Below are 13,570 nucleotides of genomic sequence, written 5' to 3' on the forward strand. Positions count from 1 at the left end.
GGTCCGTTATAAAAATCTTATCACTTGCTTAGTGCAGACAAGAAAACCTTTTGTGCGGCTCTAACTCCTGCCCCAGGTTCAAATGAATAGGAAAAATCCTGTAACCCCGCTTCGATTAGAGAAACAGCTTCGAGGATATCACTTGGGAAGCAATAGCCCATATGTCCAAATCTAAAAATTTCACCTTGCAGATGGCCAAGCCCGCCGGCAAAATCAAGGTGATATTTCTTCTTTAAATGTCCTAAATAAGCAGAAAGGTCTATTCCTTCTGGGGTCCGAATCGCCGTGATTGTTGGCGAGGCAAACTCATCACTGGTCAATAATCCAATGGAGAGAGCCTTCATGGCTTCACGAACCATATTTTTCATTACTTCATGTCGTTCGACGGTTTGTGAAAATCCGCCTTCCTCCTCAATTAAGTCACATACCGCAGAAAGTCCCATAATCAAGGAAATTGCAGGCGTGTTAGGTGTCATCCCCTTTGTAGCCCACTCCCGATAACTCAATAAATTTAAATAATACGCAGGTGTAGGATTCGCCTCGATCACTTTCCAGGCTCTTTCACTTACACTTAAAAGAGAAAGTCCTGGTGGAAGCATCATTGCTTTTTGTGAACCTGTTACAAGAATATCAATACCCCATTCGTCCATTTCAGCTGGAGCACCGCCAATACAGCTCACCCCATCGACAATGAAGAGTGCTTCTGTATGAGTGCGCACCACCTCGCCTAATTGATTGATCGGGTTTAAGATTCCGGTAGAAGTTTCATTATAAGTTGCAAAAACAGCTTTAATGTTGGATAACGGCTTCAAAAATTCAGTTAGAACTTCTTCCGTACAGGCCTCTCCCCAATTCTTTGCAAGCTTATGTACATGAAAGCCGTATTTCTCACAAATTGAAACGAAGTAATCACCGAAGGCGCCAACCGTGATAACGACTACTTCTTCTCCAGGAGAAACGGTATTGACTGCAGCCGCTTCTAACGCAGCTGTTCCCCCTGAGGGTAGAAGCAAAATATCTTGCTTTGTCCCGAAAATAGGCTTCACTCGATGTGTTGTTTCTTGATATAACTTAACAAATTCCTCCGTACGATGACTAATCATATTCTGCGCCATGGCCAGTTCTACTTTTTTAGGAATTGGTGTCGGCCCTGGATGTCTTAATATATTTGGATACATGCCTTTCCCTCCGTTCTATAAAGATTATTCTTCAGCAAAACTCTTCCCATTGAAATAATAATCAGACTCTTTAAACGTACTAAAAGCAACTTCTACTTCGGGGATCTCGATGGTCTGAACCTGTTTCGTGATAATGTTCGCAAATTCGTCCCGAATTTCCTGCCCTCTTTCAAACCATTTCACTTCAATAAATGGATATCCCGGCACCTCTCTTTCATCAAAAACAAAGGTAGATTGGACAACCTCTAGCGTAAAATTGTCCGTCCCACAGGCACATAGATCCGCTAATTCCTGAACGAGTGGTTTACTAATCGTTTTCACCTGCTCAACTGTTACTCCTCGAATAAATAAATGAGGCACTTCAAAACCCCTCCCGTTTTTTGTAATCTACTCCGATTATAATCGTTACCTTGCTTGTTTCCAATAAACTCGCCTTCCCTCACGATTTCCATCACTTCAAAACGGACTTCCCAAAAAAGTTGTGCTAATAGTTTCAGGGTTTTCACTACTTTATCAGAAAATTGAAAATTATTTTTTTCAAAAAAGCAATTGAAGATTTTAATGAATTATATTAAAATGGTTTCTTTGCTGGCATATTAATGATATATCATAATCCGGAGGGAAATCATGAGCAAAACAGAAGAATTGAAACAGGAATTACAGGTCTTAACCAGTCGACGTGAACGGATGCAGAAGAACCTTTATGAAGTGGAAAAACGCATTAATGAGATTGTTAATGAATTGAAAAAAAAATAAGTATTTAAACCAGAGGAACCGTCCGTCCCTCTGGTCAAAGTTTCACTTTTATAGGCTTTTTTTCCTTGCTGACTTTGATGATTTCTCCGATAATCCCGATAGCAATTTCCTCCGATGTTTCTGAGTCAATTTTCAATCCAATTGGGGAATAAACCTGTTCCAACTGTTCTGGTGTGACCCCTTCACTTTTTAGTTTTTCACATACATGGATGGCCCTTCGTTTACTGGCAACCATTCCAATATAGGCACACGGAAATTGTAGTGCAGTTTTTAAGGCAATATCATCACAATCCTTTGTAAAAATCGCCACATAGGACTTTTCATTTAGATTTGCTGCGAGCAAGGCCTTTTCAATATCTTCATTCACAAATAGATTAGACGCATGAGGAAAGCGTTCCCTCGTACAATAACCTACACGATCATCGACAATGCAATAGGGATATTCAAGGAAATCCGCAAGCTTTGCCACAGCGTAGCCTATATGACCAGCTCCAACCAGAACGAGTTCTGGCCTGCTGGTATACACTTCAATAAAAACCCGTAACGTCCCGCCACAATCCATGTCAATCCCATCTTTTGCGTATTTATTCAATTTATATTCAACGATATTCGATTGGCCATTTTCGATCGCCTTTACACATTCTTCGATCACATAGTGTTCAGCCAAGCCCCCTCCGACAGTCCCTTCTATCGTACCATCACGGTAAACAATCATTTTCCCTACATGCCTGGGAGTGGAACCCTTTGACTCAATAATCATGGCTAAAGCAAAGGTTTCATTTTGACGTGTCAGCATTCCCACTTTTTCCATCAGCAGCATGAAAATCTCCCCCCTTTTTTAAGAAAGTGATTTCGTTTGATCGTGCTTCTGGCTGAGAAAATAACGTAAAAGATTTAACGCTACCGTTTTTCTATAAGCCGCAGTGGAGCGTTGATCGTCGATGGGCCGAATAATCTTTTCGAAGGCTGCCACTATCATCGCGATGTCTGCATCGACCAATGGGATTGTTTTTCCAACCAACATCTTCTCAATATCAAGGGATCGAACCATCGTAGGTCCGACCGCCCCGAAGGCCAAGCGAATGTCATCGATTCGATCTTTGCTTATCTTGATGAAACCCGCAAACGATACTTTGGCAATGGCATCTGCGTTTCGGTTGCCGACTTTCTCAAAAACGACCTTGGAATCTTCTTCTAAAACAGATGGAAGAATAATCTCCGCTACGATTTCATTGTGAAAGCGTTGAATTCGTCGTGGACCTTGAATAAAATCGCCAATCGCAACGATGCGATCCCCATTTATAGAACGCAACAAAAGCTTTGCATTGTATACATATAATAATGGAAGCATGTCACCGGCTGGAGAGGCGTTGCAAATATTACCACCTAATGTTCCTCTGTTTCGAATGGCAGGGGCCGCAATCGTTTTAATTGCGTTTTTTAATGGCAGAGGTATAAGCGGATGTTCAAGTAATTCACTATAGGTACAGCAGGCCCCGATGTGGATATCCTTGTGATTTTGATATACCTGCTTTAATTCGGAAAGGTGATCAATAAAAACAATTGGTTTGGGGATTTTTAGGGGTACTCCCCTACCACTTTTATGAAGAACCATGACATCGGTACCACCGGCGATGATGGCACAGTCTTCTCGATTCAATTGGCTTAAGGTTTGGTCTAAACGCTCAAAACGGTACGCGGCTATTTTTTCTGCCATAAGCCGTCACCTTTTTTAGCTGCTAGGTTAATCGCATCTACAATCATATTGTAGCCGGTACACCGGCACAGATTTCCGGAAATCCCTTCACGAATTTCAGCCTCTGAAGGATGTGCATTTTTTGATAACAAAGCTGCACTCGCCATAATCATCCCCGGAATGCAATAGCCACATTGCACGCCACCGGCAATAGAATAGCTTTCATCTAAAATCTTAAACTGTTCCGTTACCATTATCCCTTCAATCGTTTGAATATCAGCACCAGCAATCGAGCCAATCGGAATAAGACAGCTGTTTTGCAGGAGGTTATTGACAAAAACACTGCAGGCTCCGCACTCCCCTTCCCCACAGCCCTCCTTCGTTCCAATTAACTCAAACTCATCTCTTATTAAATCTAGTAATCTTACTGTAGGAGGGGCGTCCGTTTCTACGATTCTTCCATTTAGTGTGAATTTAATCATCCTTCTTCACCTTCTTTCAACAGAAGACTTTCCATAATGACTTCCGGTGTAATCGGAATTTGCTGAAAAGACGTTTGCAATGCATCTTCAATCGCCGCTTGGACTGCTGGAGCGCCACCGATTAAGGTTAATTCACCTGCGCCCTTCGCGCCGTATGGACCATCAGCATAGGGGTTATCGAAGACCTTGCTCTCAATTGGAACAACGTCCAATGAAGTCGGCGGACCATAATCCGATATGCTTTTTTGCTGGATTCTGCCTTGTTTTGACGTCATCTTTTCTAGATAACCGTACGCTAGCCCCTGCGCCAAACCACCGTCAATTTGGCCTTTCATAATCAGTTCATCGATGACCTTCCCAACTTCATAATTGCCGTAGACTTTTTCTAACTTTACATTTCCTGTTACTGTATCCACTTCTACTTCTACAATATTGGTCCCCCATGAATAAGCAGGGTAGGCATCTCCCGTGAAGGTCGATTCGTTCCAAGGTATCATTTCACGGTGAACATAATGCTCGACTACTTCCTGTTCGACCCCCTTTTTCCACTGTTCTTTCAGTTTTTTTGCGGCCCGTTCAAGCAATTTTCCGACAATCATCGTCGTCCTAGAGGCAACGGTCGGACCGGAGTCGGGAACTTCTTTTGTATCGGGATTAGGGTATAAAACTCTCTCAAATGGGAGGTCGAGTTCTTTGGCAACAATTTTACTCAGCGTCGTATAAATTCCTTGTCCCATATCAGAATTCGAGATTTTTAGCATAACCTTGCCGTCTTTTGATTTAACCAGTTTCACCGTTGCTTTAATATGATCCCGTTCGCCACTGCCGGTAAATCCACAGCCGTGGAGGAACAACGAGGTTCCGATGCCCTTTTTATAGCGCTGGCTTTGTTGGTTGAAACGTTGAAACTCCTCTTTTCTCCTTTTATATTCAGATTTGGTTTGCAAATCCTCAATCATTTCTTCCATTAAGATTGGGTCGCGAAAATTTCCTTTAGTGATTGTGGGGTCTCCTTGTTTGACGAGGTATTTTCGTTTATATTCAAGCGGGTCGATGTTTGCTAGTTTACTAAGATGTCCCATATGACTTTCGATTCCAGCAAAGCTTTGTGGGGCTCCAAAGCCTCTGAAGGCTCCGTTGGGAACAGTATTGGTTTTTAAGACATATCCTTTTGCATGAAAATGAGGAATTTTATAAACACCTGCACTATTTATTAAGGCACGCTGTAATACGACAGAGCTCAATCCCTCATTCGCTCCGCCATCAAGAAAAACATCCACACACATGCTCAAAATATTTCCTTCCTGATCAAGGGCCGTTCGATATTTGAGTTTGGCCGGATGCCTTTTCGTCGTCACCACCATATCCTCAGAACGGTCGAACACGAGCATCACCGATTTTTTAACTGCTTTTGCAGCTACTGCGACGTGACAAGCCATCATCGAGGGAAAATCTTCTTTGCCGCCAAAGCCACCGCCAGTAGGGCTTTGAACCACTCTGACTTCCTCGTCACCACACGCTAAAGCGTTTACCAGCGCGTTTTTTATATAATAAAGACATTGCATCGATCCCTGGACGACAATTTCATCCTCCTTATAAATGGCGAGCATTCCTTGTGGCTCAAGGTAGACATGCTCCTGATAACCTGTATCATATTCTTCTTCAATGATTTGATGGGCCCCCTGCTCGATTGTTGAAAGAGTCTCTAAACTTTCCCCAAATTCATAGCAAGACATCATAACCCCGGATGTTGATTTTTGCTGGATCGCTTCGTCCAATGTATAAATAGCCTGATGTTCTTCAAATTCAATCTTTACTTCATCTAACAAACTGTACAGGATATCCAGGTCTTTTCCAACGAGCATCAGAATCGGCTCACCAATATACTGGACCCACTCATTGGCAAAAATGGGCTGGTCATCTTTGATAATTTTGACATAATTCGGTCCGGGGATCTGCTCTGCGCCAACCGCTTCATACCCTTCCGGAAGGGTTGGTAATTGAATGGATAAGATTTTTCCGTAAGCAATGGGCGACCGATATAACACACCATACACCATGTTTTCCACTTTCACGTCACTAATATAGGGTAATTGACCTGATACTTTACCTTTATGGTCCTTTTTGGGTACTGAAATGCTTATGTCTTTGAGATTCATGGCAGCAACACCCTTCGACTCGTTTTTTAAAAGGGGACATAGAATGATAGAAACCTCTTCCTTCCGATTTTATAAATAAGAAACCTATTTTATGATTAATTTTTATGATAATAAACGACATTTAAAAATGCAGGTTCATTCGACCTGGAAAGCTAATCGAATAAACCTGCATGGATAAAACGCAAAAAATATTGAGAAATTTAAGCTTTAAAATAACTTAGGGCTTTTTGGTAATCCTCCTGCGTATCCACATCCATTAATACTCCCGGATCCTCTACATTCATATAGTTCTTTTCATACTGGTTGAGAACCTCACGCAAATTGCGATCTGGATGGGTTTCAAGAATTGCCTTTTTCACTTCGCTTGATAATTTGATGGGGTGACCACCTTTATAATGAAAGCTGGGAATGACCACGTCCCCTTCGGATTTTTCGATTAGCTGAATGGTCTCTTTTTTAACAAGCGGACAATCTCCAGGTGTTAAAAAGAAGGTTGTGCTCTGTACTTCATTGCAGCCTGCTTGAATGGAACGAAACATCCCCTGGGTAAAGTTTTCATTATAGACAAACTTGATTTGGAAAGAATAGGCATTCTTACTGCTGATTTTTGCGATTTCCTTTTGGATGATTTCCGCTTGAAACCCAGCTACGACGATGACCCTGCTGCATATTCCTTCATATTTAGAGATGGTTTGCTCCAAGACGGTCATTTGCCCCAATGGCAACGTCAGCTTAAATGCATTTGCTCGGCTGGAGTATCCAGCAGCTAGGATGATGGCTTCCATATTTGTCACCTTCTACCATTCAGTATTCTTAACCCTCTATAAGTCTTGTGAATTTATTCCCGCATTGTTTACTTTCTTTATTATATGGAATGACAAAGTTTGGCATGACTCTTGGAAATGAATGGAATATGGAAATAACACTTAATCATACTTAAAATAAAAAACAGTGGGACACCAATGCCTTCACTGTTTTTAACTTTATTCAGCTGGTGTTTTTATTAATTGATTTGAACAGTTGACTGATCTAATTTCACTAACAAATGTAGAGCCTAATAGCAGTACACCACCAAGCACTTGAACAATTGTCATCTGTTCTTGCAGGACAATTGCAGAAATCAATATAGCTACAAATGGATCCACATAACTTAGCATAGCTATACTCTGTCCTTTTAATCCTTCCATACCAGAGAAAAATAACCAAAACCCAATCCCTGTATTGATAATCCCTAAAATTAAAATAAAAGGAATGGAAGAGCTTGATACTTCAAAGATACCAACGCCGGAAGTCAAGAAAACATATGGCATTAGAAGTAAAGTAGTTATTCCAAGCTGAATGATGGTCAGCTCTAACTTTCCCATATCTTTAATAAATTTATTTAAAAGCAATAACGCAGCATAAAATGCAGCTGCGATTAATCCGAAAGAAAGTCCAAGCACATCGTCTGAGCTGGATGCTCTCACGCCTTCCCCTACAATCATTAACATCCCTAGGATTGCTACACCAATACACACAATTTTCTTGATGGATAATTGTTCCCGAAGTACAAAAGGAGAAAGAATCATCACAAAAACAGGTGCAAAGTAATAACCTAGCGTTGCATTGGCAATTGTCGTATGGTCATACGATTGATAAAGAAAAATCCAATTTCCTCCCAATGCAATACCTGAAAGAATCAAAAATAAAGCATTTGATTTAACTACTTTCCATGATATTTTTTTCTTAATCATGAAGAATATTAACAGTAAAAATATGCATCCTATGAAACTGCTAAGTAAAGCTCTTTCACTCGAAGATAGACCAATGTTTCGAACAACTAAACCAATTGTACCGAAAATAATCATTGATAATATAAACTGAATTTTAGATTTCATCATCTAACCCTACTTTGATGAGAATTGTAGCTGTTTGGTTTTTTTTCGTCATACACCTTTTCCTTTCCTAACTTGAATAATTAATAGAAATAATTTATCATACTTACACACATTACAAAAACGAATGTTTATCATGATAGGTATGACAAAATCAGATGGGATGAGAAAAGAGATATGAATATCCAAAAATATATGGCATTTGTCAAAGCAGTAGAATTGGGTAGTTTTACAAAAGCTGCCGAAATATTGGACTATTCACAGTCCGGGATTAGCCGTATGATTAACGATTTAGAAAAGGAATGGGGGATTTTCCTTTTTGAAAGAGGACGTGCCGGTATCAATTTAACCTCGGATGGTTTAAAGTTACTGCCCCAATTAAAGCGAATATGCAATGAGTATGAAATCTTAATGAAGCAGATAGAAGGCTTACATAATCTGGAGTCTGGAATAATACGTATTGGGACATTTTCCAGCGTAGCATCTCATTGGCTCCCTAACATTATTAAAATTTTTAAGAAGGATTACCCATTGATAGATTTTGAATTCTTGCTTGGCGATTATACTGAAATTGAGAGCTGGATCCTAAATGGGCGTGTTGACTTTGGATTTTTGCGACTACCGACAAAAGCAGAACTTGAAACAATCTTTTTGGAACAGGATCGTTTGCTGGCAGTGATTCCACAAAATCATCCTCTTGCTAATTGCGAAAAGTTTCCGATCAACGGCTTACTGAACAGTCCGTTTATGCTGTTGGAAAAGGGGGCAAAAGCAGAGATCTCTGAAATTTTTGAGAGGCACTATATTTCACCGAATGTTAATTTTACAACCTGGGATGACTATGCCATTATGTCTATGGTGGAAAATGGGCTAGGAATCAGTATATTACCAGAATTGATCTTACAGCGTATTCCACACAAAATTATAGCAAAAGAGCTTGAAGTTCCTGCTTATAGAAATATTGGTGTTGCGATGAGAGAACAAAAATCACTTTCCCTTGCATCCAAGAAATTTTTAGAATATTTATCATATAGGAACAACAAGTGAGTGAGTATTTACATATCGTCCCCTTCGTTTAGCAGCAAATTGCTATAAAGAATTTGTTCTATCATCTTATTTGTAAACATCCGACACTATGTTCAAAAAAGCCTGCAAGGCATGTGTTTTATATGCATTTTTCTTCACAACGATGCCAATTTTCCATGGGATATATTGACTGCAGATTTCTTTTAAACAAAGATTCTTTGAGATCATTTCAGTTAATGGCCTTGGAACAATAGCAACGCCTAGTCCATCACGGACTAATGCCATTAACAAGTCCCATTGCGTTGTACTATATGCAATATTCGGTACAAATTGCTCCTTACGGCAACTATCTAGAACTACCTGACGCAAAGCGAAGGTAGGATCAAACATGATCCAGTCATCGTGTTGTAGTTGTGCAAGTGAAATCTGCTTTTCATCTTTTGAAACATGAGCTTTTGGCAAACAGGCAACAAACGGTGCTTCAAAAATAAGTTGTTCTTCTAGTTCCTTACTTTGTGTTGGTAACACTACAAAAGCTACATCCACTTCCCCTTTTTCAACGAGCTTTTCTACACTCAATCCCCCTTCTTCGACAATTTCAAGTTTGACCTCTTGATATTTTTTAGAGAAAGTTTTTGCCACTTGTGGAAAGAAAAATGTGCCAATAATTTGTGGCAGTCCGACTTTTAAATGCCCTTTTACATGTTCACTCATATCTTCAAGCTGTATATGTAACTCCTTCATTTGCTGAAGCATTATAATCGCTTTTTCATATACAAGCTCACCTTCATCGGTTAAACGAATAATTCGATTAGAACGCTCAAAGAGTGTTACGCCGAGCTTTTTTTCCAACCTTTGAATCGTTTTAGAAAGGGATGGCTGTGCGATAAATAGCTTCTCACTCGCCTTAGAAAAGCTTCTACACTCCACAATTGTTTTAAATACCTCGAAGTCTTGTAAGTTCATCAATTTCCTCCATTATTCCTTTTAGGCATAATTAATATGATTATCATATATTTTACACTATAATCGGCTCCTCTTAAAATTTGAGAAAAAGGAGGGATTCAAGTGACAACATGTAAAGTTGCTGTCGTTCAAGCGGGTTCAATTGTAATGAATAAAGAGAAATGTGTTAACAAGGCCATAAAGTTTATCGAAGAAGCTGGGGAACAAGGAGCTAATATTATTGTTTTTCCGGAAGCTTTTATCCCGGCGTATCCACGGGGGATGAGCTTTGGGGCAGTAGTAGGCAGCCGTTCTGCAAGTGGACGCAATGATTTTTTACGCTACGCAAAAAATGCCATAACGGTACCCGGAGTCGAAACAGAACAACTAGGAGAAGTCGTGAAAAAAGCAGGTGCTTATACTGTTATTGGTGTCATTGAACGCGACCAAGAAACAAGCGGAGGAACACTTTATTGCACTGCGATTTACTTTGGTCCAGATGGAAATCTGTTGGGTAAACACCGAAAACTAAAACCAACAGGAAGTGAACGTCTCATTTGGGGTGAAGGGGATGGGAGTACACTCCCTGTATTTGATACACCTTATGGCAAAATTGGTTCGCTCATTTGCTGGGAAAACTATATGCCTCTAGCACGCGCAGCTATGTACGAAAAGGGGATTCAGATTTATGTCGCACCAACTGCTGATTCGCGTGACACTTGGTTTTCTACTATGAGGCATATTGCTATTGAGGGCCGTTGCTTTGTTTTATCCTGCAATCAATATAGTACAAAGGATATGTATGAAGATGATTTACTTGAATCAGAGGAAATGCAAAAAATGCCTAATGAAATAACAAGAGGTGGAAGTTGCATCGTAAATCCACTTGGTCAATTTATAGTTGAACCAGTATTTGGAAAAGAAGAAATACTGTATGCGACTTTAGATTTGGATGACAGCACTCGGGGTCATTTTGACTTTGATGTTGTCGGACATTATAATCGCAAAGATGTGTTTCAATTAATCGTGAATGAAGAAAAGCAATAGATTTCTTTTTGGTATTTTTATTCATAAAGGTCCCTACTCACCTGCAATAACGGGGTAAATGGTTGCATAAGTATAAAATCACACATACAATAGGTGCGAACTGAACACGCTAAAAATCCTTTTGAATCGGATACGCCCTGCAAGCCCTATCCCTTGCTTCCCTACAAGATTTATTTAATCCATACACTGAGTTTACAAGGATTTAATATTCAGATGATATGATTCGTTTATCAACGAATGAGGAGGCAGTATAAATGAATGTGCGTGCAGTATTTATTGATATGGATGGTACACTACTAACAGCCTCAAACAACATTACCCGCCGAAATATGGAAGGCATTTATAAGCTTATGAATCAGGGAGTCAAGGTTTTCCTTGCTACTGGTCGACACTATGAAGTAACCGCTCCTTACCATAAAGAAATTGGATTGCAAACTCCTATGATCTGTTTGAATGGTGCCGCTATTCACGATGCAGTGACAGGAAGAGCTATTCAAATGAAAACCGTCCGACTAAACGAAGAACGTTTCCACGATCTGACCGCTGAAAATCCTTGTAATGTTATGATCCATACAGTAAATGGACTTTATTGTAAGGAAACAAATGAAGAAATCGATTATTGGACTAAAGTTGGGCAAATTGCGCCAAGTTATATTGGAGATTTAAGACAGGCAAATTACCAAGATGTTCTTAAATATAGTGTTCGAACAGGTACACCGTGTCAGGAATTTTCCGCTATGTTTCAAAAGGAAGCAGAAGTCATCAATTGGAATGACGGATTTGAACTGGTTGCTCCTCATGTTTCCAAATGGTCTGCTATAAAAAGTTTACTTCGAGAATTTCGAATTAGTCCCAATGAAGTGGTTGCCATTGGTGACGGACCCAATGATATTGAGATGCTTCGGCATGTCGGAACTGGTGTGGCAATGGGGAACGCTAGCGAAGAGGTTAAAGCGGCAGCAGATTTTGTTACAGGACACCACGAAAATGATGGATTAGCAGAGTTTATCGAACGTTATCTTCATAAATCATATGAATCAAATGTGATTTAGGTTATTCAAAAAGGACGGATATTCCGTCCCTTTTTTGTGTATGCATTTTAAAAAGCGTTGCGGTGAACCCTGGTGAATCAGGTAGCTAATCACTGAAAGATCTTAGTCCATTCCCCCATAAGGCGCCTAAGTAAGCATGCAATCAACTGCCAGGGAGATGTTGCTAGAAAAACAAAAATTTCTCAGCTGATCAAATGTGATATGTTATGATGAATAAGTGCGTTAACCTATTTATTCTTTTGGTTAACATTTAAATATTATCGAACTTGTCGGACTGGGGGAAATTTATGTATAAGCTAAGAGGTCATCATCTTTTTTGCCTTCTGGGCTATCGTGGAATGGGCTATTCCAAAGAATACGTGGAAAATATGACCCGTTTGCATCAAACATTGAGAAGCGACCCCAAGACGTGGATTGAGCTAGTACATGGACCTGATCATTTGTGTGAAAAGTACCCCAACTCTGGTGATTACCACTGCCTACACAATAATATTTATGAAAGAGATGCCGTTATTTTAGAGAAATTGGGGCTTAAAATCGGGCAATTTCTAATTTGGGAGGATATTGAGTCGCACATCCAAAAGTATGTCGTACCCTCCGATATTCAAACTGTCTGTGAAACTTGTTTCTGGCGTTCATATGGAGTTTGTGAAGAAGGTATTCAAGAGATTCTTGAAGGGAAGGGCTTAAGGGAAGTTAAATAAGTCCTGTCCTTTTATTAAATCGAATCTGTCCGAATGAGACCTTGATTCGGACACAATTGCCACATGGCATCATCGAAGCTGTCCGAATGAAGTCTTGGTTCGGACTCGATTGCTCATGGTTACATCGAAACTGTCCGAATGAGCCCTTGATTTGGACTCGATTGCCACATGGCGACATCGAACCTGTCCGAATGAGCCCTTGATTCAGAATCGATTGCCACATGGCGACATCGAACCTGTCCGAATGAGCCCTTGATTCGGACTCGATTGCCACATGGCGACATCGAAGCTGTCCGAATGAGCCCTTGATTCGGACTCGATTGCCACATGGCAACATCGAAGCTGTCCGAATGTGCCCCTGATTCGGAATCGATTGCCCTTGGCAACACCGAAGCTGTCCGAATGTGCCCCTGATTCGGACAAAAATGCCCATAGCTTCGCCAAAGCTGTCCGAATGAAACCATGATTAGGACTCGATTCCCCGTGGCTCCGCCCAAGCTGTCCAAATGAACCCTTGATCCGGACTCGATTGCCCTTGGCAACATCAAAGTTATCCGAAAATCCTCTAAATGGAATATTTTTTATACCAAGAGTAACAAAGTTTACCAAAAGAGCCAATGGTAAAGAAGAAGGATATACATAATACATCCT

General features: G+C 40.4%; 15 protein-coding genes. 5 read left to right on the plus strand and 10 right to left on the minus strand.

Annotation, left to right across the window (positions count from 1 at the left end; genetic code table 11):
• Positions 1–20: 20 nt before the first annotated feature.
• Together M028_RS0127280 and M028_RS0127285 are read right to left on the minus strand one after the other, a co-directional pair.
• Positions 21–1,178, minus strand: coding sequence for a pyridoxal-phosphate-dependent aminotransferase family protein (locus M028_RS0127280; RefSeq protein WP_026576680.1), 1,158 nt, complete (start codon positions 1,176–1,178; stop codon positions 21–23).
• Positions 1,179–1,202: 24 nt separating this feature from the next.
• Positions 1,203–1,538 (minus strand): DUF1904 family protein, encoded by a 336-nt coding sequence (locus M028_RS0127285; protein WP_026576681.1) that lies wholly within the window; start codon positions 1,536–1,538, stop codon positions 1,203–1,205.
• Positions 1,539–1,805: 267 nt separating this feature from the next.
• On the opposite strand from M028_RS0127285, the gene M028_RS33945 reads away from it, so the two are divergent.
• Positions 1,806–1,934 (plus strand): hypothetical protein, encoded by a 129-nt coding sequence (locus M028_RS33945; protein ID WP_269320963.1) that lies wholly within the window; start codon positions 1,806–1,808, stop codon positions 1,932–1,934.
• A 34-nt stretch (positions 1,935–1,968) separates the two neighbouring features.
• On the opposite strand, the gene M028_RS31190 is transcribed toward M028_RS33945, so the two are convergent.
• From M028_RS31190 to M028_RS0127320, 6 genes are all read right to left on the minus strand, one after another.
• A complete protein-coding gene (locus M028_RS31190) occupies positions 1,969–2,754 on the minus strand; it encodes an XdhC family protein (protein ID WP_051591282.1) in 786 nt (261 codons plus the stop codon).
• 18 nt (positions 2,755–2,772) lie between these two features.
• Complete coding sequence (locus M028_RS0127300) at positions 2,773–3,651, minus strand: FAD binding domain-containing protein (protein WP_026576682.1); 879 nt, start codon at positions 3,649–3,651, stop codon at positions 2,773–2,775.
• Positions 3,636–4,112, minus strand: coding sequence for a (2Fe-2S)-binding protein (locus M028_RS0127305; protein WP_026576683.1), 477 nt, complete (start codon positions 4,110–4,112; stop codon positions 3,636–3,638). The genes M028_RS0127300 and M028_RS0127305 overlap by 16 nt, the downstream gene beginning before the upstream one ends.
• Positions 4,109–6,271, minus strand: a complete 2,163-nt coding sequence (locus M028_RS0127310; RefSeq protein WP_026576684.1) for a xanthine dehydrogenase family protein molybdopterin-binding subunit — start codon at positions 6,269–6,271, stop codon at positions 4,109–4,111. Before M028_RS0127310 ends, M028_RS0127305 begins: the two co-directional genes overlap by 4 nt.
• A 200-nt stretch (positions 6,272–6,471) precedes the next feature.
• Positions 6,472–7,056, minus strand: coding sequence for a nucleotidyltransferase family protein (locus tag M028_RS0127315; protein ID WP_035424917.1), 585 nt, complete (start codon positions 7,054–7,056; stop codon positions 6,472–6,474).
• 198 nt (positions 7,057–7,254) lie between these two features.
• Positions 7,255–8,148, minus strand: a complete 894-nt coding sequence (locus tag M028_RS0127320) for a DMT family transporter (protein WP_026576686.1) — start codon at positions 8,146–8,148, stop codon at positions 7,255–7,257.
• Between the two features lie 174 nt (positions 8,149–8,322).
• On the opposite strand from M028_RS0127320, the gene M028_RS0127325 reads away from it, so the two are divergent.
• Entirely contained in the window at positions 8,323–9,192 is an 870-nt protein-coding gene (locus M028_RS0127325) for a LysR family transcriptional regulator (protein ID WP_026576687.1), read from the plus strand.
• A 66-nt stretch (positions 9,193–9,258) separates the two neighbouring features.
• Here the strand turns inward: M028_RS0127325 and M028_RS0127330 are convergent, their stop codons facing one another.
• Positions 9,259–10,137 carry a LysR family transcriptional regulator gene (locus M028_RS0127330; protein WP_026576688.1) on the minus strand — a complete coding sequence of 293 codons (879 nt, stop codon included), beginning with the start codon at positions 10,135–10,137 and terminating at the stop codon, positions 9,259–9,261.
• 96 nt (positions 10,138–10,233) lie between these two features.
• Here M028_RS0127330 and M028_RS0127335 point away from each other — a divergent pair, with 96 nt between their 5' ends.
• From M028_RS0127335 to M028_RS0127345, 3 genes are all read left to right on the plus strand, one after another.
• On the plus strand, positions 10,234–11,163 hold the full coding sequence (locus M028_RS0127335) for a nitrilase-related carbon-nitrogen hydrolase (protein WP_026576689.1): 930 nt from the start codon (positions 10,234–10,236) through the stop codon (positions 11,161–11,163).
• A gap of 254 nt (positions 11,164–11,417) precedes the next feature.
• The gene (locus tag M028_RS0127340; protein ID WP_026576690.1) at positions 11,418–12,215 is read left to right on the plus strand and encodes a Cof-type HAD-IIB family hydrolase; all 798 of its coding nucleotides are present in this window, start codon (positions 11,418–11,420) and stop codon (positions 12,213–12,215) included.
• Between the two features lie 287 nt (positions 12,216–12,502).
• Entirely contained in the window at positions 12,503–12,919 is a 417-nt protein-coding gene (locus M028_RS0127345) for a DUF1284 domain-containing protein (protein WP_026576691.1), read from the plus strand.
• Between the two features lie 119 nt (positions 12,920–13,038).
• Here M028_RS0127345 and M028_RS0127350 read toward each other — a convergent pair whose 3' ends face one another.
• Complete coding sequence (locus M028_RS0127350; protein WP_197031482.1) at positions 13,039–13,464, minus strand: hypothetical protein; 426 nt, start codon at positions 13,462–13,464, stop codon at positions 13,039–13,041.
• Positions 13,465–13,570 lie beyond the last annotated feature (106 nt).

The organism is Bacillus sp. UNC438CL73TsuS30 (assembly GCF_000482325.1).
Classification (GTDB): Bacteria; Bacillota; Bacilli; order Bacillales; family Cytobacillaceae; genus Neobacillus.